This is a genomic window from Paenibacillus sinensis, from assembly GCF_019904155.1.
Lineage (GTDB): Bacteria > Bacillota > Bacilli > Paenibacillales > Paenibacillaceae > Paenibacillus_AQ > Paenibacillus_AQ sinensis.
The window spans coordinates 146,090-170,699 of sequence record NZ_JAHCMB010000121.1; the positions used below are offsets into that span (position 1 = coordinate 146,090).

Genomic DNA, 24,610 nt, shown 5'->3' on the forward strand with positions numbered 1-24,610 from the left:
GGCCGCCGGCCGTCTTTTTTCAAAATACCAGGTGTATGGATTAAGTGGGGATCGGTGCTGTACACGGAAGACCATTGAATAAGGGGGGATGTTCATGAGCGCCTATGAGATTGCGGCATATATCCGGAGTCATGAGCTTCCCGCCGTGCTGGCGACGCTTGTCGCTGTGGAGGGTCACTCTTACCGCAAACCGGGAGCGGTCATGCTGTTCCATGAGGGAGGGACGCTGGGAAGTCTAAGCCCCGGATGCCTTGAGAGCGATCTTCAGCTTCGGACACGGGAAATCTGGGAATCCGGGCGGCCCGAGATGGTGGAGTATGATATGCGTTCATCCGATGATTTCTCCTGGGGAGAGGCCGTCGGGTGCGGCGGCAAAATCAAAGTGGCGCTCGAACCGGTGCGGGGTGAGCTTCGCCTGCAGCTTGTGGAGGCAAGTGCACAAATGGATGGGGGAAAAAGCCTGCTGCTGCGGCGAAGCCGGACGCCCGGCGGATATGCGTACAGGCTGGAAGAGGAGCCTTCGGTGACGCAGCAGCAGAGGAAGCACCAGTGGCAGTATGGCAGCAGCGATGACGATGAAGAGGCGTTTGCTACACCGCTGATTCCGAAGCCCAGACTCGTCCTGTTCGGCGCGGGGCAGGACAGCCGGTCTGTTGCAGAGCTGGCCTCGCGTTCGGGCTTCCGCATCGCCGCCGCGGATTGGCGGGAGGGGCCGCTCATGAACGGATTCCCGGCCGGAGAGCGCGCGCTGTGCCTGCCGGAGGAAGTGCCGGAGAAGCTGAATATCGGGAGCGGGGATTATGTGCTGATCTGCAGCCATCAGCTCCAGCGGGACCGGCGGTTTCTGGAGGCGGTGATCCCCCGCCATCCGAAGTACATCGGCATAATCGGATCGAAGGCAAGAATCGGGCTGCTGCTTGATGGGCTGGAGAAGGCGGAGTCGCTGCATGCGCCCGTAGGGCTGCCGATTGGAGCGGATGGCCCTGAGGAAATCGCAGTCAGCATCGTTGCCGAACTGATACAGGTCAGAAGAGCGGATATCCGTCTGAAGCAGAAAGGAGATGATCGCGTTGAAGATAGCCGGGATTTATTTGGCGGCAGGGCAGAGCAGTCGAATGGGGGTATCCAAAGTTTCAAGGAAGCTGTCGCCGGGCGTCGCCCTCGGGAGCGTCGCGCTCGTTGAACTGGAGCGCTGCGACCTTGATCCGCTGGTTGTGGTCGTCAGAGCCGACGACAAGCTGGAGTGGCTGCCGCCCGAGAGCGGGGAGTCCGGCGCAAGGCGCACCGAGACGTGTCTGACGGCGCATCTGGGATTGTCCTTCTCGCTGCGCTGCGGATTGAATGCAGTGCTTCCGCATGAGCCGGACGCTGTAGTGGTGGCGCTGGCCGATCAGCCTTTTGTTACGAAGGAGCTGGTGAACCGTCTGATCGAAGCCTTCCACCGCACCCCCGGGCTGGATTATGCGGCCAGCGCCGGCAACGGAACAGCGATGCCGCCGGCGCTGTTCGCGAAGTCGGTGTTTCCGTCGCTTCAGCAGCTGGACGGCGACCGGGGGGCGGGCCGGATTCTGAACTCTTCCGAATTCAAGGGAGCAGTTATCAAGGGTGACACGCCGCTCTTTGCGATGGATGCCGATACGGAAGGCGACTTCTTGAATGTTCAGCGTCACTGGCTGCTTCAGAACACCCGGCAGGAGGATTTTACCGGAAAGTAAGAGTCTGTGTTACGAATGCTTACAATTTGAAATATCCATCTCTGGGGATTCGTGCAAATAGCACAATAATCCCCCTTCTTTTTATAAACCTGCACAAACGTATGTTATATAAATTTACGCTAGACTCTAGCCTCCGGTATAGTTAAGCATATATAATTGACCAGAGCCCATTAAAGGAGCTCAGGCCACAATCGGCCAGTTCATAGAGTGAGAAGGCTATGAAGCTCTCACACCATCTAGGAGGAGGAGAAATATGAAACAAAGGGGTCGGGCATTCAAACTCAGTTTCCTGCTGCTGTTTGTGCTTGCGATTGTACTCGCAGGCTGCGGCGGCAACAACAACACATCGGGGAACACGACAGCGTCTTCCGAGCCGGCTGCAAGCGCAGCGGCAACATCATCCGCCGACACAGCGGCGGCATCAACACAGCCATCCGGAGAGAAGCCAAAAGTGGCTTTCGTCTATATCGGACCTCCAGGCGACGGCGGTTATACGTATCAGCATGACCAAGGCCGTCAGGAAATGGAGAAAGAACTCGGTATCAAGGCGACAACCGTCGAGAACATCCCCGAAGGACCGGACGCCGAGCGCACCATCACAGAACTCGCACAATCCAATGATATTGTCTTCACCACAAGCTTCGGCTATATGGAGCAGACGCTCAATGTAGCCAAGAAATTCCCCAACGTTAAATTCGACCATGCTTCCGGCTACAAAACCGCAGACAACATGGGCACCTACTTTGGCAAAAACTACGAAGCCAGTTATCTCACCGGTATCGCGGCAGGCAAAGTAACCAAGAACAACCACCTCGGTTATGTCGGCGCCTTCCCGATCAGCGAAGTTATCTATAACCTCAACGCTTTCACGCTCGGCGCACAGAGCGTAAATCCGGATGTCAAGGTTGACGTTGTCTGGACGAACACCTGGTACGATCCGACTACCGAACGCCAAGCGGCTATCAGCTTGCTGGATAAAGGCGCCGACGTTCTTCTGGCTTATCAGGATTCCCCGGCTACTATTCAAGCGGCGCAGGAACGCGGCGCATTCGCAGGCGGCAACGACTCCGACATGAAGAAATACGCGCCTGACAACTACCTGACCAACCCGGTATGGGATTGGGGTCCATACTACACCAAGACGGTTAAATCCGTTATGGACGGCACCTGGACCAACGAGCAGTACTCCGGCAGCATGGCTGACGGCATGGTGAAGCTGGCTCCGTTCGGCAACAAGGTTCCTGAAGATGTGCAGAAGCTTGTAACGGATGCACAGGCGAAGATTATCAGCGGCGAGCTGAACGTCTTCACCGGTCCGATCACCGATAATGCCGGCACTGTTCAGGTTCCGGAAGGCAAGACGCTTACGCTTGACGAAGTACTCAGCATGAACTGGCTGGCGAAGGGCGTAGTCGGCACGATTCCGAAATGATAAGGGCGTCTTTACCAATTCACGATATTCTTTAATAGGAAGAAAATTATGGGTGGGGCGGGCTCCTTCGGGAAGAACCTGCCTCACCCATACTACAACTATGAGAAAGGAGGCGTTCCATATGCGGGGACATTCGGTGGAAATGCGCGGAATTGTCAAAAGATTCGGTTCGGTAACCGCGAGCGACCAAGTCGATTTTTCGGCAGATGCGGGAGAGATTCATGCGCTGCTTGGCGAGAACGGGGCGGGAAAAAGTACGGTTATGAGTATGCTGTCGGGCGTATACAGAGCAGATGAAGGCGAGATTCTGATTCACGGCAATCCTGCAAAAATCCGCTCTCCAAAAGACGCCGCCATGCTCGGCGTGGGCATGGTATTCCAAAATTTCAGACTGGTTCAAACGTTGACGGCTGCGGAAAATATCGTGCTTGGCGAAAAATCGTCTTTCTGGCGCGGAAGAAACTGGATCAAAAACAAGCATAAGGAGATAGAGGAACTGGCGGAACGCTTCGGGCTGAAGTTTCCGGTGGACCGTCCGATCTGGCAGCTCTCCGTGGGAGAGCAGCAGCGGGTGGAGATTGTCAAGACGCTGTACCGCGGCGCCGATATCATTATTCTGGATGAGCCGACCTCGGTTCTGACGCCCGGTGAAGTGGAGGGGCTGTTCAGCACGCTGCGCCGGATGAAGGAAGAAGGCAAGACCGTCATTATGACGACGCATAAAATGAAGGAGGTTATGGCGTCCTCCGACCGCATTTCGGTTATGCGCAAAGGCAAAATGATTACGACGCTCATTACGAAGGAGACGGATGAGCGGGAACTGGCCCGGCTGATGGTAGGCCGGGAAGTCGTGATCGAGCGCCGGGAGCGCGAGGAGACGGACGGCGAGGAATTGCTCGCGGTCAAGAATCTGAGCGTTGTCGCCGATCACGGGCGGAAGGCGCTGGACCGGCTGTCGCTCACCGTACGCAAGGGCGAGATCGTCGGCGTGGCGGGGGTCGCCGGCAACGGACAGAAGGAGCTGGCGGAGGTGCTGACCGGCCTAATGACATGGCGGGAAGGCGAGATTATTTTTGACGGAAGTCCCGTCAAGACGGCATCGGTACGCAGCGCCATTGATGCCGGCATCTCCCACGTTCCGGAGAACCGGATGAAGAGCGGTCTTGCCGGACGGCTCGGTTCGGTCGACAACCTGCTGTTCAAGTCCTATCGTTCCGAAGAGCATTCGAAGTTAGGCTTTCTTAAGGCGGCCAAGAACCGGATATGGTCGGAGCATCTGGTGCGTAAATTCGATGTGAAGACGCCGGAGCTTGATACACCCGTTCAACAGCTGTCCGGAGGCAACCAGCAGAAGCTGCTGTTCGCCCGGGAAGTTACACATAATCCGAAGCTGATGGTAGCTGTGCATCCCACTCAAGGACTCGACGTCGGAGCCACCTCCGGTGTTCACGACCTGCTGATGGAGCTGCGGGCTTCGGGAAGCGGCGTGCTGCTGATCTCGGAAGACCTGGATGAGCTGATGCAGCTGTCGGACCGGATTTTGGTCATATACAATGGAGCAATTATTGGTGAAGAGACCCATGACAATGCGGACAGAGAAAGCATCGGTCTGATGATGGCGGGCATTCGCGGGAGAGAGGAGAGCATGGTATGAGTCAGGAAAAGGCAAGCGGGGGAACGCTGCTGGAACCTGTTAACAAGCAGACTTCGGGAGGGCGGCTGCCTTGGCGGCTGGAGTATGACGCTTCCCGGGTTCGTACGCCATGGTGGACACCCATCGTGTCGGTCGTGCTGGCGCTTGTTCTCTGCGCGATTTTTATTTATGCGAATGGCATGAGTCCGGCTACCGTCTACGCTAAAATGTGGAAGGGCGCCTTCGGCTCCTCCTACGGCATTACCGAAACGCTCGTCAAAGCGATTCCGCTGCTGCTATGCGGTCTCGGCATCGCCGTGGCTTATCGGATTTCGGTGTGGAACATCGGGGCGGAAGGCCAGCTGACCGCGGGCGCAATGGCCGCTACTGCAGTGACGATTTATTTTCCAAACCTGCCCGCATTCTGGTCGATTTCGCTGATGCTGATCTTCGGGATTGCCGCCGGCGCCTTCTGGGGACTGCTCACGGCCATCCCCCGGACGCATTTCGGGGTCAACGAGCTGATCACGTCGCTGATGCTGAACTATGTAGCACTGCTGGCTCTTGACTATGTTGTGTTCGGTCCCTGGAAAGATCCGAAGGGCTTCAACATGCCGGGCTCGCCGGTATTCACCGACGCCCAGTCGCTGCCCGTGCTCGGGGGAACCCGGCTGCATATCGGCCTCATTTTCGCGCTGGTCGCGGTAGTCATTTATTATCTAATGATGCGTTTTACCCGCTGGGGCTATGAGCTGAGACTGATCGGAGCCAATCCGACGGCCGCCCGTTACGCCGGCATTCATATCAAACGTCATATTATTATCGTCATGCTGATCAGCGGCGGACTTGCCGGACTCGCCGGTATGGCCGAGGTATCCGGGGTAAGCCATCAGCTTATCAAAGGCATTTCTCCGGGCTACGGCTATACGGCCATCATCGTGGCCTGGCTCGCCAAGCTGAATCCGATCGGACTGGTGGTTGCCTCGGTGTTGTTCGGCGGCCTGATCGTCGGTGGCTACAGCGTACAGACCATCGGCCTGCCATCATCCATTTCGCAGCTGCTGCAGGGCTCGATCCTGTTTTTCCTGATCGCCGGCGATATGGTCACCCGCTTCCGCATTCGCCGGGGAGCGTAGCCCAAAGGAGGAAATGAAGACATGGATTTTATGACTCAACTATTAATCGCCGCCATTTCCGCGGGCACGCCGCTGCTGCTGGCTACGCTGGGGGGCATCCTCACCGAACGCGCCGGCATCATTCAATTGGGTGCTGAAGGGCTGATGCTCATGGGCGCGGTCACGATGTGCATCGTGTTCATCCGCACAGAGAATCTGGCGATCGGTCTGCTGGCCGCGGTCGGAGTGACCGCGCTGCTTGGCCTCGTTCATGCATTCCTGAGCGTTACGCTGCGTGCCAACCAGACGATGTCCGGCCTTGCCATGACATTGTTCGGGACCGGTCTCAGCGCCTACCTCGGCAAGCCGATCAGCGGGAATCCGCTGCCGGGAAGTCTGCCGAGAGTGCATCTGGATTTCCTGAGCTCGGTGCCGGTGCTTAAGATTATCAGCAATCTCGATATGCTGACCTGGATCAGCATCGTGCTGGTTATTGTGCTGCATCTGCTGATTCACCGCACTTCCTGGGGTCTCCATCTGCGTGCCGTGGGCGACAGCCCGGCGACCGCCGATGTCATGGGCATCCGGGTGCGGACGATCCGTTATTGCTATATCATTGTCGGCGCCATGCTGATTGGACTCGCCGGAGCCGATATGGTCCTGAGCGTCGCTCCGACCTGGAACGAAGGTCTGACGGCGGGAAGAGGCTGGATCGCGGTCGGTCTTGTTATTTTTGCCAGATGGAATCCGATTCGCGCGCTGCTGTGTGCCTATTTCTTCGGCGCTCTGGACTCGCTCGGGTTCCGGGTGCAGCTGCTGGGCAGCGCCATTCCGCCGTATTTCCTGAAAATGATCCCTTACGTCGTGACGATTCTCGTCCTGATGTATCTCGGTTACCGCAATCGCAACAAGCCTTCCGGCACGCCGGAATCGCTGGGCGTTCCATATATCCGGGAGCAGAGGTTCTAGCAGAGGCGGTATCGGCACACTGAATACCATCCGAAGGAGGGGACCGTATGGATGCACTGCGTCGCGATAGATTAAGAGCGCCGGCGCTGTACCGGCCCCGCAATCTGCAAGAAGCCTGGGAGCTGAAACGGACGCTCGGCGATGGGGCCGTGTATGTCTCCGGTAGCACCTTGCTGCGGACCCAGTGGGAAGCCGGAACGGTCTCCATGCCGGAGGCGCTGATTGATCTTCGGGGGCTGGAGGGCCTTTCCGGGATTGAAGAAGATGGGGAAGCCATCCGCATCGGCGCGATGACGGATTTATCGTCCGTCCGCCGAAACTCCCTTCTGGACCGGGCGGCGCCGTCGCTGAAGGAGGCGGCCCGGGTCATTGCGGCCCCGGCGGTCCGCAATCTGGCGACGCTCGGAGGCAATATCGCCTCCGGCTACGGCGACACGCTCCCCGCGCTGCTGGCCGCGAACGCGGAGCTGGAGGTCTATGACGGCGCGTTCGCAAGCCGTCTTCGCACCGAGGATTGGCTGGCCTCCCGCTGGGGCGGCCCCTATTCCTCCGCGAGCATCATCGCGGGTGTGCGGATCTCTCCGGCGGAAGGGCCAGAGGGCTCCCGCCGCTTCGAGGCCTTCCGCAAGGTTGGCCGCCGGGAGGCGTTCACACCGTCGCTCGTTGCGGTGGCGCTGTCCGGCTTCGTCGGTGGGGATGGCCGCTTGAGCGGCGTGCGCATCGCCGCCGGTGGAGGCAGCGGGCGTCCGCACCGGCTTGCGAAGGCGGAGACGCTGCTGGAAGGCGGTGTGCTGACCGCCGAGCTGCTGCCGCAAGTCTACGAAGCGGTGACCGGCGGGTTCGAGACCTCCGCCGATCCCTTCGCGACGGCGGAGTATAAGCGCAAGACGGCGGGCAATCTCATCGCTGCCGAGCTGTGGAAGCTCATTTAGTGTGAATTAGCAAGAATGGATGAATAAGAATGGATGAATATGTGAATGGATTAACGCTGTGCTTCATTTCTGAAGTTCAAGCGGTGTCTTCGTTATTAATGCTGCGAACGTATTAATGCTGCGAATGCTGCGACGCATTCAGGGCTGCCGAAAGGAGAGTGGGGAACATGCCGCTGAGCAGAGAATCCAGCGGGAGCCGCTGGAGAACGCGCCCCGACGGACTGGAGAAGGTCACTGGCAGTCTGCAGTACCTGACCGACATGTACGCCGAGGATATGCTGGTCGGCCGGGTGCTGCGCAGCCGGGAGAGCCATGCCCGCATCCTGGGCCTGCGTACGGACCAGGCGGCTGCGGTTCCCGGCGTTCACGCCGTCCTGACGCATGAGGATGTGCCGGGACTGAATGGCTTCGGCATTGCGCTCCCGCATCAGCCGGTATTCTGCGAGGACCGGGTTCGCTACACCGGCGACGCCATCGCTGCGGTCGCGGCCGAAAGCGATGAAATCGCCGAATATGCACTGTCTCTGATTGAAGTCGATTATGAGCCGCTCCCGCTTCTTACAGACCCGGAGGAAGCCATGAAGGAGGATGCGATTCTTCTGCATCCCGAAGGGAATGTGCTGCACCATTCCGAGTACCGGAGGGGAGACCCGGAGGATGCCTTCGAGGCTTGCGCCTATGTGGCGGAGGAGACGTATTATACGCCGCGGCAGATGCATACGTATATGGAAACCGAGGGCGGCCTCTTCATTCCTGAGCCGGACGGGCGGCTGACCGTCTATTCCGCCACTCAGCACGGCCTGATGGACCGGAAGCAGCTGTCACGTATTTTGGCCGTGTCGGAGGAGCGAATTCGCGTCGTCTCCAGTCCGATCGGCGGATCGTTCGGCGGCAAGGACGAACTGAATGTCCAGCCTTACGGCGCGCTGCTCGCGCTGCGTACGGGCAGACCGGTGCGGGTGCATAATTCCCGCGCCGAGTCGGTCCGGGCGGGCCTCAAGCGGCATCCGATGAAGATTACAATGAAGACCGGTTGTACCCGGGACGGGAAGATTGTTGCCCATACCGTGCGGCTGGTATCGGATACCGGCGCATATGCCACTTTGGGCACTGAAGTGCTCAACTTTGCTACCGAGCATGTCTTTGGCCCTTATCGAATCGAGCATATCGACGTTGAGGGCTTTTGTGTATACACAAACAACGGGCTGTCGGGGGAATTCCGCGGCTTTGGCGGCAATCAGGCAATCTTCGCTCTGGAGGGCCAGATCGATCGGCTGGCCGAGGCTGCCGGGATCGACCCCTGGGAGATGCGGCGCCTGAATTTGCGCCAATACGGCGACCCCGGCCCCTTCGGCCAGCCGATCGCCCAGACGGACGGCGCCATGCAGGTGTGGCAGGCGCTGGAGAGCAGCCCGCTGAACGCCGAGCGGAGGCGCGGTCCGGGCAGGGACGGAAGCGATCCCTGGATTGTTACCGGGATCGGGACGGCCATTGCCATGCACGGAGCCGGACTCGGCAAGGGCATACCGGACCCCGCAGGCGGTCGGCTGCAGCTCGCGCCGGACGGCAAGATCGAAGCCGTCTTCGGCTACGAGGAGTTCGGCCAGGGCCTGATCGCCACAATGGAGCAGATGCTCATGGAGCAGTACGGCTTCGCAGCAGAGGATCTGCGCATCATCATCGGCGATACGGATGTCGTGCCGGACAGCGGTTCAAGCACCGCGTCCCGTGCTACGAGCATGATGTGGATGGCCCTTCGCCGGCTGCATCCGGATTTCACCGGCAAGCTGGCATCAGCTGCCGAATCCGCGGGCTTGGGGCGGGAGCTGCGCTGCGGTGAAGGCGGCATGTGGAAGGAAGGCCGCCGCGTGGCGACCTATGCCGAGCTGGCCAGCAGCTTGAAGGAGCCCATCGTCAGCGAATCGGTGTTCGATTATCCGACGACGCCTTTTGAACGGGTCGGTGCCCATTTTCTGTACACTTATTCGGCAATCGCCGTCAAGGTTCAGGTCAATCTCCTGACGGGCCGCGTCAAGATGCTGGACCAATACCACGCCATTGCGGCGGGGCCGGTCGCGAATCCGCAGGGCTACCTCGGACAGATCGAGGGCGGAAGCGGGATGGCGGTCGGCTTCACGCTGACGGAGGATGCGCTCATGAAGGATGGCTCCTACATCACGAAAAATCTGGACACCTATATCATACCTACCATTGCGGATATGAACGGCGTCATCCAGGTAGAGCCGATCGAGGATCTGCCGGAGCATGATACGTACGGTCCCCGAGGGGTCGGGGAGATCGGTTCGGTCAATCTGGCGCCTGCCGTGGTGTCCGCCGTATTCCAGGCGGTTGGGAAGCGGGCCGTCCGGCTGCCGATAGAACCCGAGCTGCTGCAGGAGACGCCGTTTATTCCACAGAAGGCGGTGAATGCGCATGTTGGATGAGCATAAAGGAAATCAGGAGCAGGCAAATCCGCTTGAGGAAGAGGCCGGAAGCTGCGGCTGTGGTACCGAAGTGGAAAGCGAAATGGGTGGAGCATGCTGGGGAGGCGGGAAAAGCGGCCTTCGGGACCTGGCGGCGGCGTCAGTTATGCATGGAGAAGAATCTTCAGAAGAAGAATCGCCGGAAGCAACCTATACCTTAAGCTTCAGAGTCAACGGGCATCCCGTCACCGCTGATGTGCCGCCCTCCCGCCGACTTCTGTCGGTGCTACGCGAGGATCTTGGACTCACCGGGACGAAGCGTTCCTGCGAACTCGGACGCTGCGGCGCCTGCATGGTGCTTATGGACGGCAGGCCGGTCAATTCCTGCCTGACGATGGCTTATCAGTGCGAGGGCGCTGAGATTACCACGATTGAAGGCTTAAGCGCCGGAGGGCTGCACCCCGTTCAGCAGGCTTTTCTCGAAGAAGGCGGGTTCCAATGCGGTTATTGTACGCCGGGGATGGTGATCTCGGTTGTCGCCCTGCTGGCGGACAATCCAAAGCCGGGACCTGAAGAAGTGGAAGAAGCACTATCCGGCAATCTGTGCCGGTGTACGGGATACGGCGGCATTCTGAGAGCCGTCAACAAAGCGATCAGCAAAGGAGTGGGCTAGCTATGGGAACGCCAGCTGCGCGGCTGACGCTGTCAGCATTGAATGAGATGAGCAAGGAAGCCTTTACGGAGACGCTGGGCGGTATTTTTGAGCATTCGCCCTGGGTGGCCCAAGGCGCGTATGATGCCCGTCCTTTCGGGACGGTGAAGGAACTGCATGAGGCTATGATGAGAGCAACCCGGGAAGCGGGAGAGGAACATATCCTGTCCTTGCTGCGGGCGCATCCCGATCTGGCGACAAGGCTCCAGGTAACGCCGCTCTCAGCGGCGGAGCAGAAGGGGGCCGGACTGGACCGGCTGACGCCGGAGGAATTCGCGACATTGACGGATTTGAACGTGAGCTATACGGAGAAATACCAGTTTCCTTTTATTCTCGCCGTGCGCGGGAAGAACAAAGATGACATCATCGCATCAATTTCCGAGCGGGTGAACGGTACGAAGGAGACCGAATGGGAACGGGCGATTCTGGAGATCGGCAAGATCACCAAGTTCCGTCTGGAAGATCTGCTCGGCTCGAACGCTTGACGGCGTGAAACACAGCAGTTCAGATCTTTTTATAACAAGTGAATACCGCAATCTCGGCATGAGGTTGTTCAGTATAGGAATACGGAATCAGTATAGGAATACAGGATCGGAAATAAACCGGGAACCTGGGTTAGGGTCAGGCGATTGAACACGAGACAAGAACACGGATGAGGCTGTCGGAACGGTGGGTGGTTTTACACAATACTCCATCTCGGCATACAAAACACCCAAGTATAATAATTAGTCAATTATCCACAATGCCGCGGGAAGCCGCAGTGATGTACCGCACGCCTGGCGGCAGGTGTTACAAGGAGGAGTCTGCATGAATGGTCGATTGACCACCCATGTGCTGGATTTGATGAAGGGCGTCCCGGCGACCGGTTTATTTCTGGAGCTGCGGAGGCTGGAAGGAGAGAGCAGCTTGCTGCTAAGGCAGGCGGCGACCAACGCCGACGGCAGGCTGGACGCGCCGCTGCTGGAGGGCGAAGACATGGAGCCCGGCGAGTATGAGCTGCTGTTCCATGCGGGAGATTACTTCCGGCAGGGACAGGAAGAAGGCAACATCGGAACGACAGCTGACATCGGCTTCCTCAATCTCATTCCGATCCGGTTCCATATCGGCGCGGACGGCCGACATTATCATGTCCCGCTGCTGCTCGCTCCAGGCGGATACAGCACGTACCGGGGCAGCTAACGGGTTGACCCAACCCAATATAAATTCAATTCAAGGTTCTCGAACGGGACATGGCTGATGCTTAGTGCTTAGTCATTGTTACCCGTTCACAATCATTAACTTGATGCGGTCAATGCACCGGCACACGTTCACGTCTTACCGTATGAAGCTCAATCCTGACACAGTGCGTCGAATGCCGCAATTTTTCCACAGTAAGCTCTGCTGGCATGGAACCGGGATTTACAAAAGAGAGCATAACGGGGACAAGAAACATGAGGGAGGGAACGGCAAATGAGCGAAACTTATGACATGATCATCAAAAACGGGCGGGTCGTGCTTCAGGACGAAGCCGTCAAACTCGATATCGGGATAGTTTCAGGCATCATCGCGTCACTCGCGCCGAATCTTGCGCCCGGTCCGGATACGGCCGTGATTGATGCCGAGGGGCAGCTCGTCTTTCCGGGCATGATCGATGCCCATGTCCATTTCAATGAGCCGGCGTTCGGCCATTGGGAGGGCTTCGATACCGGCTCGGCGTCACTAGCGGCAGGCGGCTGCACGACCTATGTGGATATGCCGCTTAACGGCAATCCGCCGACGGTGAATTTGCGCGCACTGTCGCTGAAGGCCGGTCTGGCCGCGGGACATTCCGCCGTCGATTATGCGTTCTGGGGCGGACTTGTTCCGGGCAATGTGGGCGACCTGGAGAAGCTGTGGAACGCCGGGGTGGCCGGCTTCAAAGCCTTTATCTCCAATCCTGGGGGCGAGGGCGAAGGCCGCTTCCGCGAAGTCGATGATGAAACTCTCTATCAGGGGATGAAAAAGATCGCTGAACTCGGCGGCATCCTCGCCCTGCACGCGGAGAGCGATGAAATGACGGCGGTGCTGGGCGCCGAAGCCGTGCGCAGCGGCAGAACCGGAGCCCGCGATTTCGCTGCCTCCCGGCCGCCGCAGGCGGAGCTTGAGGCCGTGACCCGCGCGCTGCTGTATGGAGAGCGGACGGGATGCCGTCTGCATTTCGTGCATATCAGCACCGCCGCGGCGCTTGAACTGATCCATCAGGCGAAGCTGCGCGGCCAGGATGTGACAGCCGAGACCTGTCCTCATTACCTGATTCTGACGGAGGACGATATGGAAGAGATGGGACCTGTCGCCAAATGCGCGCCTCCGCTCCGGAGCGCTTCTGAACAGGAGCGGCTCTGGAAGGCGGTCGAATACGGACTCGTCGATTTCGTCGCCTCCGACCATTCGCCCTGTCCGCCCGATTTGAAGCTCGCGCCGGGCCTGTCGTTCTTCGAGGCCTGGGGCGGCATCTCCGGCGCCCAGAGCAGCCTGGAGCTGATGGTCCACGAAGGCGTGAACAACCGGAAGCTGCCGGTTACACTGATCGCGCGTCTGCTGTCGGAGGGTCCGGCGAAGCGCTTCGGCCTGTCGGGCCGCAAGGGCATAATCGCCGTCGGCATGGACGCCGACTTCGCGATCGTTAATCCGGTCCTGCCTTACACGCTTACGGCGGAGCATTTGCAGTACCGCCATAAGCATAGCCCGTATACCGGCATGGAGCTATCCTGCCGGGTGACCGCGACGATTCTGCGGGGGCGTCCCGTCTACACGCTGGAGGACGGCGTTCTCTCCGCCCACAGCGGTGAATGGATCAAGACCGGCGAAGGGCAGCCTGCTATATGAGCGGCCCGAAAACGGCGGACATCCGCAAGGCGGCTGACGAGATGCTGAAGCTTCTGGAAGAACTGGCGGCGTTCAGCGCTCCGGGGGAGGGAGTGACCCGGCTGCTGTATACGCCGGAGTGGAGCGAAGCCCAGCAGTTCCTGCTGCGGCGGATCGAAGACAGCGGGCTTGAAGCCTCCGCCGACCGTGTCGGCAACGTCTACGGCCGTTTGGCCGGAACGCAGAGCGGCGGCGAAGTCGTGCTGACCGGCTCGCATATTGATACCGTCGTCAGCGGAGGCCGCTTCGACGGCGCCTATGGCGTCGCGGCATCGCTGACGGCGCTGCGATACTTGAAGGAAGCGTACGGGCCGCCGCTCCGCACGCTGGAGGCCGTATCCTTCGCCGAGGAGGAGGGCAGCCGCTTTCCGCTGACCTTCTGGGGCTCGGGAAACGTGACCGGCCTGTATGAAGAAGGCAGCGGCGCTGACGACTGCCGTGACGGCGAAGGCATGACGCTGCGGGAAGCGATGGACCGCTGCGGCCTGGAGAGCCGCCGGGACAGCTCGCTGCGCAGCGATGTCGCGGCTTATGTGGAGCTTCACATAGAGCAGGGCATTATGCTGGAGCGCACCGGCAAGCAGATCGGCGTCGTGGAGGCGATCGCGGGCCAGCGGCGCTTCGCCGTCACGGTCAAGGGGACGGCGAACCATGCAGGCACGACGCCGATGGGTCTGCGCAGCGACGCGCTGGCAGCAGCCGCAGAAATGGCGCTGCTGCTGGAAACTTGGGCCGTCCGGGCGGGAGATCCGCTGGTGGCAACCGTCGGACGGCTGGAGGCCGTTCCGAACACGCCGAATGTCATCCCCGGCGAGGTCAGCTTCACGCTCGACATCCGGCACAGCCGGGAGGCCGAGCTGGAGCGCTTCTGCGAGGACGTGCTGGAGGCGTTCGGCGCAGTTGCGAAGCGCCGGGGAGTCTCGGTCAGCGTAGAGCACCGATTGAGCGCGGTCCCTGCACCGATGGCTCCGGAGCTGCAGCAGGAGCTGGTCTCCATCTGCGAGAGCCAGGGGAGAACATGGCGAAGCATGGTGAGCGGGGCGGGGCATGACGCCCAGTTGTTCGCCCCGCGCTGCCGCACGGCGATGATCTTCGTGCCGAGCCGTGCCGGCATCAGCCATTCTCCGGATGAATATACGTCGCCGGAGGAGCTGGTCGCCGGACTGGAAGTGCTGATTGCGCTGCTGTACAAACTGGGATACGAGGAAACGGATGAAGCTCTAAGACGCCGAACAACATAAGGAGAGATGGGCATGAAGCGGTTTGAAGATTTGTCGCCGTCGCTGCGGTGCATCATGACGCCCGGACCGGTGGAGGTGGACCCGCGCGTGCTGCGCGCGATGTCTTTTCCGGTGCTGGGACAATTTGATCCCGAGTTTACGAATATTATGAATGAGACGATGGTGATGCTGCGGGAGCTGTTCGCCACGGGCAACCAGTGGGCCTATCCGGTGGATGGAACGTCCCGTTCGGGCATCGAGGCGACCATGGTCAGCCTGATTGCGCCTGGAGACCGGGTGCTGATTCCGATCTACGGCCGCTTCGGCCATCTGCTGCATGAAATCGCCGAGCGCTGCGGCGCCGAGGTGCATACAATCGAGAAGCCGTGGGGCAGCGTGTTCGCGCAGGAGGAAATCATCGCGGAGATGCGCAGGGTGAAGCCGCAGGTCGTCGCCATGGTGCATGGCGAGACCTCGACCGGACGTTTGCAGCCGCTTGAGGGGATCGGGGAGGCCTGCCGCGAGCTGGACGCTCTGCTGATCGTCGATGCGGTGGCGACTATCGGCGGCGTGCCCGTCGAGACGGATGCCTGGAAGCTGGACGCCGTCATCGGCGGAACGCAGAAATGCCTGTCCGTGCCGTCCGGCATGTCGCCGATTACCTACAACGAGCGGGCCGAGGCGAAGGTGCTCTCACGCAAACAGGTGGAGCGCGGCCTGCGGACGGATGACTCGAAATTCGGCGGCATGTCGCCGGTGCGGAGCAATTATTTTGACCTCGGCATGCTTCAGGATTATTGGAGCCCGCTGCGCCTCAATCATCATACGGAAATGACTTCCATGCTCTATGCGCTTCGCGAGGGGCTGCGGCTTGTGCTGGAGGAAGGGCTGGAGGCTCGCTTCGCCCGGCATCTGCTGCATGAGCAGGCGCTGGTGGCGGGGCTTGAGGCCATGGAGATGAAGCTGTACGGCAATCCGGATTGCAAAATGCCGATGGTCACCTGTGTGACCATTCCGGAAGGCGTAGACGGCGAAGCTGTACGCTCGATGCTGCTGGACGATTTCGGCATTGAAATCGCGAGCTCGTTCGGCCCGCTGAAGGGGCAGATCTGGAGAATCGGCACGATGGGCTTCAGCTGCCGCAAGAATAATGTGCTGCGGGTGCTTGGAGGTCTTGAAGCCGCGCTGCTGCGGCAGGGCTGCAAGCTGCCGGCGGGACTTGCGGTCCAGGCCGCGCTTGATGTCTACGAACAGGTTTAGCATAATGGAGATTATCCAAGAAGGGAGCGAAACATAATGGTGTTTACAAGAAAACCTTTGGCTGATTGTATTCCGTCACTGGTGGCCACAGCCCGCGGCGATTTGGCGGCTACGCTCGTCATCACGGGCGGCAAGCTGGTCAATGTCGTGTCCGGGGAAATTCTGGACGGCATGTCCGTTGGCATCCAGGAAGGACGGATCGCCTATGTCGGCAAGGATGTCTCGCATATGATCGGCGAGCATACCCAAATAATCGACGCAGCGGGAAAATATATCGCTCCCGGTCTGCTCGACGGGCACTGCCATATCGAGAGCACACAGCTTACCGTTACCGAATTCGCGCGCGCTGTGCTGCCGCTTGGCACGACGGGCGGCTTCTTCGATGCCCATGAAATCGCCAATGTCTTTGGCCTCAGAGGCATCAAGCTGATGCTGGAGGAGATGCGGCAGACGCCGCTCGCGGCGTATATGCAGGTTGCGTCCTGCGTGCCTTCGGCCGGGCCGGAATTTGAGACGACCGGCGCCTCCATCGGTCCCAAGGAAGTTGCCGAGGCGTTCACCTGGGGCGACGATGTGATAGCGCTTGGCGAAGTGATGAACTTCCCGGGCGTCGTCTACGGCGACGAGAAGATGATCGGCGAGATCCAGGCGACACTTCGCGCGGGTAAATACGCCGACGGCCATTTCACATGGCCGTCCGACGACTGGCGGCTGCCCGTCTATGCGGCAGCCGGCATTACCGGCGATCATGAGTGCGTGACCGCCGAGGATGTGATCGAGCGCGTACGGCTTGGCATGTACGCGAAGATGCGCCGCGGCTCGGCCTGGCATGATGTCGCCAAGACGATTACGGCGCATACCGAGTACGGCATCGATACCCGGCGGATGATGCTCGTCACCGATGACCGCAGCTCGGAGTCGCTGCGGGATGAGGGGCATATGGATTTCGTCGTCCGTCATGCCATCGCCCAGGGTGTCAAACCGGTGATCGCCTTCCAGATGGCGACAATCAATACGGCTGAACGCTTCGGTGTCGCCCGCGATATCGGTTCGATTACACCTGGCAACATCGCCGACATCATCCTGCTGGACGGCAATCTGGTTGATGTCAACGTCGTGATGACGATTGCCGCCGGATCGGTCGTCGCCGAGAACGGCGTAATGACCGCGGAGCTTGCGCCTTATGCCTATCCTCCCGAGGTGCTGGCTTCGGTTCATCTGCCGAAGCGGCCGACGGCGGAGGATTTCGTTATTCAGGCTCCGGTGGAATCGGGCTCCGTCCAGACCCGTGTCATCAAGGTGCTTGAGAATCACGTCGAGACGATGGAGCGCATTCTGACCCTGCCTGTTGAGAACGGCAAGCTTCAGGTCGGTGACGGCCTCTGCAAAATCGCCGTCCTGGAACGGCACAAAGGCACAGGCAACAAGTCAGTCGGCGTAGTCGACGGTGTAGGCTTCATAGAGCCTGCCGCCATCGCCATGACCGTTGCCCACGATAGCCATAACATCCTCGTCATCGGCAGCAATGACGAAATGATGGCTCTCGCCGCGAACGCGGTCGCCGACGCGCAGGGCGGAGTTGCCGTGATCACCGGCTCCGGCACGACGCTGTTCCCGCTCGCGATCGCGGGACTGATGTCCGCAGAGCCGTTTGAAGTCGCCGCCGCCCAGTCGGCCGCCGTCAGCAAGGCTCTGTACGACGCGGGCTGCACGCTGAATTATGCGTTCATGACGCTGTCGCTGCTGGCGCTGGCCGTCATTCCGACGCTGCGCCTGTCCGATAAAGGACTGGTGCGGATCACGCCGGAGGATGGCATCCAGCTTGTCTCGCTATTCAGTGGAGAGGGAGTCAATGCCGCCGTCTAACCCGGTGATCTAATGTAAAACCAAACTATTACCGATCTTAAACGCCGTCCCCTGCGGGATGGCGTTTATTTGGCTTCACTACAATAAATTTTCCAACATATGGGTAACTACTAATCTTTGTCATTCGAAAGTTTGAAGTTTAAATGAAATTTTAGATTTTTGGGGTAAAATCATTAACCAAAAACGAGCGGGTTGAAACATTTCTGCTCGAAAAATGCTAAACTAATATTAATTTCAGGCAGCCCAAGGACGATATAACTGTTAAAGGATAATCATAGATTTTAATAATCCAAAAGATATGCTATAACCATACAGCCTAACATCATTTTTGCAGGATGGGGGAATAAGAGATGATCAGATTGGAAACGAACGATATCGTGAGCATCGCCAAGAAGCAGATTGCGAGCATTTTCAAGATGGAGCCGCTGGAGCTGAGATTTGTCAATGATTTTCAGGGAGAGAAGAATCTTCTGGTTGATGACAAGCTTCATCTGACTAATCGGCATTATTGGGCGAAGGTAATGGATTGTGTGTTCGAAAATCAGGTCAGACCGGTATTGATGTGTGAAGTGCTGTACTTCCTGCGCAATGAGTATCTGGAGAGTGAAATCGACCTGAAGTTCTCCTTCGATTTCTCATCAGGCGATCATGTGGAAGCCGCTGCGGTAGCGGAAGTGAACTTCAATGATCAGACGGAGCTTGGTCCGAATGAAATTGCCGAACTGATCGACTTCGCGCTGGCGCTGCAGGATAAGCAGTGGTTCGAAGAACTGACCAAGAAGTACAAAGAACTGACCGCGTGAAAGACGCCGGTTATGCATCCATAGGACGACGGGCTCTCTTGTTGGAAAAGCCGCCATGCTGTGGGCAATCGCTGATTGCCTTGTAGCTGGCGGTTTTTTTGTCCAATTGGAGGAACCTCCATTGCTGTCTCCACCCAAAAACGCAAAGAGATATGGACTTTGAACGTCAAAGTTAGGTAAAGTAGGGGATAGCTTGATAACCATGTGGGAGGCTCATGATGAAACAGATCAACCAATTGGCTCCGCAGGATGAATTCATCGGATTTTTTCTGCTGCGGGAGCTGACGGTCAAACAGACGAACGGCAATCCGCCCAAGGATTATTTCGATATTGTACTCTGCGATTCCACCGGCCAGCTGTCGGCCAAGTACTGGGACGTATCGCCTTCGGATAAAGAGAAGTTCTTTCCGATGGGACTGGTCAAGGTGCAGGGTTTGGCTCATTTGTACCGGGAGAAGCTGCAGATCAAGATTACCAAAATGCGTCTGGCCGAGGACAGCGACGGCGTGTCGCTGACTGATTTTATCCGTTCCGCGCCGATCCGGCCCGTCGATCTGGTCTTTGCGATCAAACAGGCGATGAATGCTATCCAGGACGGGGAAATCCGGAAGGTTGTCGCCTACTGTGTGCAAAAGGTGGAGGAGAAGCTGATGCACTATCCGGCGGCCAAGACCCACCATCACGCTTATTTTGCAGGGCTTGCCTATCATATGACGCGAATGCTGGAAATCGGGGATTTTCTGTGCAAGCAGCGTCCTTTCCTGAATCCCGATCTCATCCGGGCGGGCATCATCCTTCACGATATCGCGAAGCCGGAGGAAATGACAGCCGAGCTCGGCATTGTCTCGGATTACAGCTTGAAGGGCAAGATGCTGGGGCATATCGCCATGGCGGCGAACTGGATTACGGAGGCGGCGATCATGGAGAACATTGATCTCGATTCGCCCAAGATTATCGCGCTTCAGCATCTGGTGCTATCCCATCATAATCTTGGCGAATGGGGCAGCCCCGTGCAGCCGCAGACGGCGGAAGCGGTGGCGCTGCATCAGATCGACACGCTAGACGCCAAGCTGCAGATGGTGGAGGATGCGCTGGACACGACGCCCGAGAGCGAGGAATGGACCCCATTCATCCGGGGGCTGGAGAACAAGGCGATTTACCGGACGAAGCTGGAGTCATAACCCGGCTAAGAGATTCAGGAACTCATTCCTAATTCATATCTGCCCTGCTTCAGTTGCAGGGAAGGTGCTTCTAAACGAAAACAGCGGTGAACCGGGACTGCGTATCAGCCGGGTCAACCGCTGTTTTTTTGAGACAAGGTTAAGTACTCTCTAGTAGATTTCGCCCTCATCGCCCTGAACGATCGCATGAAGATCGGCTGCAATTTCCTTCATTTTATCCATAACGAATTCATCGTCCCCGTTCGACAAGGCCAGGTTTCCGTTAGTCAATCTGAAAGGAATCTCTCCTTCTTCCGATTTCCAGATAAAGAAGTCGCCTTGTATGGTCATTGTGAACGGATCCGTTGCAATGGTGAGCAACTTCGAATATTCAAAATCCGGTTTGCTGGAAAAATACTCCTTCAGTTCCTCTAATGAAATGGGCAGTTCCTCATAATTCATCCAGTGAGAGGCTCTTGTAATATGAATATCGTAACTCATTCGGGTCGCATTCCTTTCGACAAATAAGTTTGGACAAGGCAGGTATTCAGCGAAGCGTATCTATTGCACACCTTCTCCCGCAGGCAGTCTAAGACTCCTTGCTGATGTCAGACTTTCTTCGCCTTGCGGATCAGGATAAAGACAAGCAGCAGGGATACGACCACAATCAGAATGTTGAAGATCAGCTTGCCCACTGGAGGGCCGTTCTCCGGAACCGGCTGTGCAGTCTGTTTCAGAATTTCATCTCCGAGACTGGCGTCCCCAAGCGTCTCCTGCGAAATCTGCGTCTTGAAGTTCACAATATCATACTCCGGCGCAGCTGCATCCGGGTTGCCGTACAGCAGGTGGTAGGGACCTTTTCCGTTATCGGCAAAAATCAGCTTGTCCACCAAATACTCAGTCTCTATGCCCGTCAGTGCAAGCGGCGCATCGTCTTTGTTGTAGATGGTCAGGGTGAGGGCAGGGCTGTTCACCGGATTCATGGTTACAATGTCGGTTCCGGCGATTCGGGTGTCTTTGAATTCCATCCGGTACAGCTCGCCGCTTCCTTCAACCGGGATGATGCTTCCTTCCCGATCTTGGAGATCATACCGGCGGAGAAAGATTCCTTCGCTTTCAAGCTTGATCCGCTTGATCTTAAGCCGGTCCCTATTGTCGATGACAATCCGGGTCTCGCCGTCTTCCTCCTTGATTTCGTAACGCGGCGCTCCGGTCCGGCTGAAATCCAAGCTCTTCACCTCGGTTAACTGATGGACGAGCCGGGGAGCCGGGAAGGAAAGATTCTCGGCATTGTCCAGCACCGTGAGACGGTAATAGCTGTATTTGAGTGCGGCCCCGAGATCAATCCAGCTTTTATCCACTTGGCCTGTACGGTACAAATCATCCTGCAACGCCTTCTCCCACGCCATTCCGTCATAGCTGCCATACAATACGACATGTTTCAAAAAGGATGCGTCCGGCAAAGTGAACAGCAGGCGGTTGCCCTGAATGTCCGTGCCCGGCTTAAGCGGATTAATTGCGTAATCGAATGACGTGGACTTCTGCTGCCGTTCCGTATGAACCAGCTGCGCCGTATAGGTAACCGTACGCTCCGCCGCCTCTACGGTTCCACTCTCGATGTAGTAAGGAATGAATCTGCCCTCCGAATCGACAATCCGCAGATCCGCCAGCCCGCTGTCCGATTTGGCGTAAATCTCGTTGTCGAGGTACAGGCTGAGGTAAGCGCCGGATGTACTCGTCTCGATCGGCCTCTTGTAGGTCCAGGCATCCTCTGAAGGCTGCGGAACAGATGAAGCTTGCGCCTGCGGCGGCAGGATGATCCCGGCCCACAGCCCCAGAGCGGCCGCAAGCAGGCTAATCCTTCTGCACACTGACATTTTCTCCATGATGATCCCCCAATTTATCCGAGACTTTTTGATAGATATAGGAAATGCCCAGCAGACAGACACCAAAGCTGAAGTAGGCAATGATCTTGCTGCCGGAAGTCAGCAGGCTTAAGTCATACAACAGCAGCTTGCCGGTTGCGAGCAGCGTCAGGCCAAGGCCAAACCGGCGGATGTAGACGAAGCGGAAACGGAAGCCATATATGATATACAGCAGAGCCAGCAGCAGGTAGATGATACTGAAGGACAATCCCCCATTGTTCAGATGGAGCTGTACGCTCAGGAACGCGGTAACGATGACCAGCATATATACAGCCAGCGCCACCGGGTAAAATTCCAGGCTCGCGTAGCGCCTTTGAATCTCCGATTTCAGCAAGTTCCGTCCGTTCAGTATAATCAGCACATTGACAATAACGAGCAAGGCAAGTGCAATATAGTCAGCGGCTCCATTCTCCGAGAGGTCCGGACGGAGGGCCGGAATGCCGATCATGATTCCAAGTCCGATCGCACTGCCGATTCCGTGCAGGAACAGGGTGAAGACGCGAAGAATGGAATCGTAGAACAGCGGCAGTCTGGGAAGAACATAGGCGATACCGAAGGTAAACACCGCGGACAGCATCATTTGATAGAACCGGTAATGGACATCATTCTGTGGAAGCGCGAGGTTAGTCAATTGTACCGACTCATACAGCAGGTAGGCCCAAAAGTTTAGCACCGCCACATATTTGAAGCAGAACGTCAGCCGGACCTCCGCAGAGCCGGTATGAATCAAATAATCCTTGCCCCGGTAGCGGAGCCCGTATATCCATGCGACAGCGAGCATGCCCGCCGTAATGAACGTGTATTTCAGGTTAAAAAGGTCGTCGCCATAGCCCGGGAAGAGCTGAAGCGGCACATTCAGTCCAAAAAAGGACCCCAGGCAGAGCAGCAGCAGCCCCCAGCCCGCCCGTTCCAGATTCTTAATCTGCTGCCTGCCGGCGAAGACGATCAGAGCGATCCCCTCAATCAGCCAGCCCATCGACCACCATACCTGTCCGAGCTGGAATGGAATCATCAGCACTGCGAAGGTAAGGGCGACCGAATAGAAGAGCACCATGCTGTGTTTTTCCCGGGGCATCAGCTTCTCCAGCATTCTTCCCAGTCCGAAATACATCAGGCAGAACAGGAGGGCGAGAGCGCCCTTGTAATCACCAAGTCCGCTGTCGATGAACAGCATGTACATCGTGATGCAGCTCACCAGCGTATTAACGCCGAGCAGCGAGAAATCCCACCAGGACAGTCTGGCCCGATGCTTGAACGGATAGGCGAGCGTAATCGTCAGGTACATGGCGAACGTGACAGCCGCATACAGCATGCTTGCGAATGAGTTGTCTGACAGGTAGATGAGCAGTAGCATGGAAGGCGTATTGAACGCAAAGCTGATATAGTTCACAATAATCCAGCGTTTGCGCAGGGAAATCAGCAGAATGGAGAGATTCAGCAGAAAAAGATATCCCATCGCCGCATATACGGCACTGCCCTCAAGTCCGAACGCGCCGATATAAGAGTAGACAGGCAAGTATCCTCCAACGAGGGCAAGGGAGCATATAGTGCGCGACTGATACCTTATGGACAGCAGCACGCCGGTAAGGGTGATGAGGACGGACAGGACGAGGCCTGTGTAGAGTCCGATAACCTCAAGCAGGAAATAGCTGTAGAAGACCGAGCCGTACAGCACGGAAATTCCGCCGCCCAACAGCCCGAGTGCGAAAGTTCCCTTGCCTTTGCGGAACAGCCATTCTCCGCCGGCCAGCATCAGCGCCCCCAGCAGAAAGAAAGCTGCGCTCTTCATATAGCCTGTGAACCAGTTCGAATACGAATACTTGAAGGCAGCGCCGACGCCCAGAATAATCAGCAAAATTCCGAGACGGTTGATCCAGCCCTGTCCGATCTTCATTTCGATGCGGTTCTGTTCTCTTCTGCGCCGGATCGTCTCTTCGCTGACAGGTTCGGCGGCCAGAGCATTCAGCTTGCCGTCCATCTCTCCCAAGAGCTTATTGCTTTCTTCCTCATAGAGCTTCCGGCTTCTTTCAATCCGTTCCTCAATTTCGCCCTTTAGTTGGTCCAGCCTGTCCGAAATTTCGGTTTTTTCTTCTTCCAAATACCTGGACATCGTCCGGTGCATCCGGTTCACCGAGATCTTGGTCATATCCTCAAAGACGGTCAGCCGGTCCTGGTACGCCTTGCTCTGCGCGCCGAAATAGGTATGAAGCTTCTCGCTCGATACCCGGACGATGCGCAGCTTCTCGTTCATCATCTGCTCGGTCAGCGCCTCCCGAAGGTCGCGGTTCTCCGACTTCAGCTTATCGGACTCCGCCTGGAGCGAAGCCAGCGTCTGCTCAAGTTCCCCTAGCCTTCGTTTGATGTGCTCGTTCTCAAGCATCAGATCATCGGACGACAGTTCGGAGATCAAGGTCTGATATTCCTTCATCAACATGTCCTGACGGTTCTTCAGTGACCTGAGCCTGTCTTTTAGTTCCTTCATAACATCCCCCAGACGTCCTATTGAAATGGCTAATATTCTCAATATTACTATAAAGATGAATGATGCATCAGTCCCAATTA

The 24,610-nt window shown here is 57.6% G+C and carries 20 protein-coding genes; 17 read left to right on the top strand and 3 right to left on the bottom strand.

Annotated features, from left to right (window positions below):
- Positions 1 to 94: 94 nt before the first annotated feature.
- The 17 genes from KIH86_RS13265 (at position 95) to KIH86_RS13345 (ending at position 20,144) form a co-directional block, all read left to right on the top strand.
- Complete coding sequence (locus tag KIH86_RS13265; RefSeq protein ID WP_223085580.1) at positions 95 to 1,183, top strand: XdhC family protein; 1,089 nt, start codon at positions 95 to 97, stop codon at positions 1,181 to 1,183.
- Positions 1,116 to 1,715 (top strand): NTP transferase domain-containing protein, encoded by a 600-nt coding sequence (locus tag KIH86_RS13270; RefSeq protein ID WP_223085579.1) that lies wholly within the window; start codon positions 1,116 to 1,118, stop codon positions 1,713 to 1,715. The genes KIH86_RS13265 and KIH86_RS13270 overlap by 68 nt, the downstream gene beginning before the upstream one ends.
- 253 nt (positions 1,716 to 1,968) lie before the next feature.
- Entirely contained in the window at positions 1,969 to 3,147 is a 1,179-nt protein-coding gene (locus KIH86_RS13275) for a BMP family ABC transporter substrate-binding protein (RefSeq protein WP_223085578.1), read from the top strand.
- Positions 3,148 to 3,268: 121 nt separating this feature from the next.
- Positions 3,269 to 4,801: an ABC transporter ATP-binding protein gene (locus tag KIH86_RS13280; RefSeq protein ID WP_223085577.1), complete on the top strand. Its 1,533-nt coding sequence runs from the start codon at positions 3,269 to 3,271 to the stop codon at positions 4,799 to 4,801.
- A complete protein-coding gene (locus tag KIH86_RS13285) occupies positions 4,798 to 5,916 on the top strand; it encodes an ABC transporter permease (RefSeq protein ID WP_223085576.1) in 1,119 nt (372 codons plus the stop codon). The genes KIH86_RS13280 and KIH86_RS13285 overlap by 4 nt, the downstream gene beginning before the upstream one ends.
- Before the next feature lie 21 nt (positions 5,917 to 5,937).
- Complete coding sequence (locus KIH86_RS13290; RefSeq protein ID WP_223085575.1) at positions 5,938 to 6,864, top strand: ABC transporter permease; 927 nt, start codon at positions 5,938 to 5,940, stop codon at positions 6,862 to 6,864.
- 47 nt (positions 6,865 to 6,911) lie between these two features.
- The gene (locus tag KIH86_RS13295; protein WP_223085574.1) at positions 6,912 to 7,796 is read left to right on the top strand and encodes an FAD binding domain-containing protein; all 885 of its coding nucleotides are present in this window, start codon (positions 6,912 to 6,914) and stop codon (positions 7,794 to 7,796) included.
- A gap of 167 nt (positions 7,797 to 7,963) precedes the next feature.
- Entirely contained in the window at positions 7,964 to 10,240 is a 2,277-nt protein-coding gene (gene pucD, locus KIH86_RS13300; protein WP_223085573.1) for a xanthine dehydrogenase subunit D, read from the top strand.
- A 145-nt stretch (positions 10,241 to 10,385) separates the two neighbouring features.
- Positions 10,386 to 10,892, top strand: coding sequence for a (2Fe-2S)-binding protein (locus KIH86_RS13305; RefSeq protein WP_223086067.1), 507 nt, complete (start codon positions 10,386 to 10,388; stop codon positions 10,890 to 10,892).
- A 2-nt stretch (positions 10,893 to 10,894) separates the two neighbouring features.
- Positions 10,895 to 11,416 (top strand): 2-oxo-4-hydroxy-4-carboxy-5-ureidoimidazoline decarboxylase, encoded by a 522-nt coding sequence (uraD, locus tag KIH86_RS13310; protein WP_223085572.1) that lies wholly within the window; start codon positions 10,895 to 10,897, stop codon positions 11,414 to 11,416.
- A 322-nt stretch (positions 11,417 to 11,738) separates the two neighbouring features.
- Positions 11,739 to 12,110 (top strand): hydroxyisourate hydrolase, encoded by a 372-nt coding sequence (gene uraH, locus KIH86_RS13315; RefSeq protein WP_223085571.1) that lies wholly within the window; start codon positions 11,739 to 11,741, stop codon positions 12,108 to 12,110.
- A 270-nt stretch (positions 12,111 to 12,380) separates the two neighbouring features.
- Positions 12,381 to 13,775, top strand: coding sequence for an allantoinase (locus KIH86_RS13320; protein WP_223085570.1), 1,395 nt, complete (start codon positions 12,381 to 12,383; stop codon positions 13,773 to 13,775).
- Positions 13,772 to 15,055 carry a M20 family metallo-hydrolase gene (locus KIH86_RS13325; RefSeq protein WP_223085569.1) on the top strand — a complete coding sequence of 428 codons (1,284 nt, stop codon included), beginning with the start codon at positions 13,772 to 13,774 and terminating at the stop codon, positions 15,053 to 15,055. Before KIH86_RS13320 ends, KIH86_RS13325 begins: the two co-directional genes overlap by 4 nt.
- Before the next feature lie 12 nt (positions 15,056 to 15,067).
- Positions 15,068 to 16,294 (top strand): pyridoxal-phosphate-dependent aminotransferase family protein, encoded by a 1,227-nt coding sequence (locus tag KIH86_RS13330; protein ID WP_223085568.1) that lies wholly within the window; start codon positions 15,068 to 15,070, stop codon positions 16,292 to 16,294.
- Positions 16,295 to 16,330: 36 nt separating this feature from the next.
- A complete protein-coding gene (locus KIH86_RS13335; protein ID WP_223085567.1) occupies positions 16,331 to 18,160 on the top strand; it encodes an adenine deaminase in 1,830 nt (609 codons plus the stop codon).
- Between the two features lie 350 nt (positions 18,161 to 18,510).
- Positions 18,511 to 18,963, top strand: coding sequence for an IDEAL domain-containing protein (locus KIH86_RS13340; RefSeq protein ID WP_223085566.1), 453 nt, complete (start codon positions 18,511 to 18,513; stop codon positions 18,961 to 18,963).
- Positions 18,964 to 19,181: 218 nt separating this feature from the next.
- The gene (locus KIH86_RS13345) at positions 19,182 to 20,144 is read left to right on the top strand and encodes a 3'-5' exoribonuclease YhaM family protein (RefSeq protein WP_223085565.1); all 963 of its coding nucleotides are present in this window, start codon (positions 19,182 to 19,184) and stop codon (positions 20,142 to 20,144) included.
- Positions 20,145 to 20,294: 150 nt separating this feature from the next.
- On the opposite strand, the gene KIH86_RS13350 is transcribed toward KIH86_RS13345, so the two are convergent.
- The 3 genes from KIH86_RS13350 to KIH86_RS13360 form a co-directional block, all read right to left on the bottom strand.
- Positions 20,295 to 20,624 carry a hypothetical protein gene (locus KIH86_RS13350; protein WP_223085564.1) on the bottom strand — a complete coding sequence of 110 codons (330 nt, stop codon included), beginning with the start codon at positions 20,622 to 20,624 and terminating at the stop codon, positions 20,295 to 20,297.
- Between the two features lie 107 nt (positions 20,625 to 20,731).
- The gene (locus KIH86_RS13355; RefSeq protein ID WP_223085563.1) at positions 20,732 to 22,009 is read right to left on the bottom strand and encodes a DUF3999 domain-containing protein; all 1,278 of its coding nucleotides are present in this window, start codon (positions 22,007 to 22,009) and stop codon (positions 20,732 to 20,734) included.
- Positions 21,978 to 24,530 (bottom strand): DUF2339 domain-containing protein, encoded by a 2,553-nt coding sequence (locus KIH86_RS13360; protein WP_223085562.1) that lies wholly within the window; start codon positions 24,528 to 24,530, stop codon positions 21,978 to 21,980. Before KIH86_RS13360 ends, KIH86_RS13355 begins: the two co-directional genes overlap by 32 nt.
- Between the last annotated feature and the right edge of the window lie 80 nt (positions 24,531 to 24,610).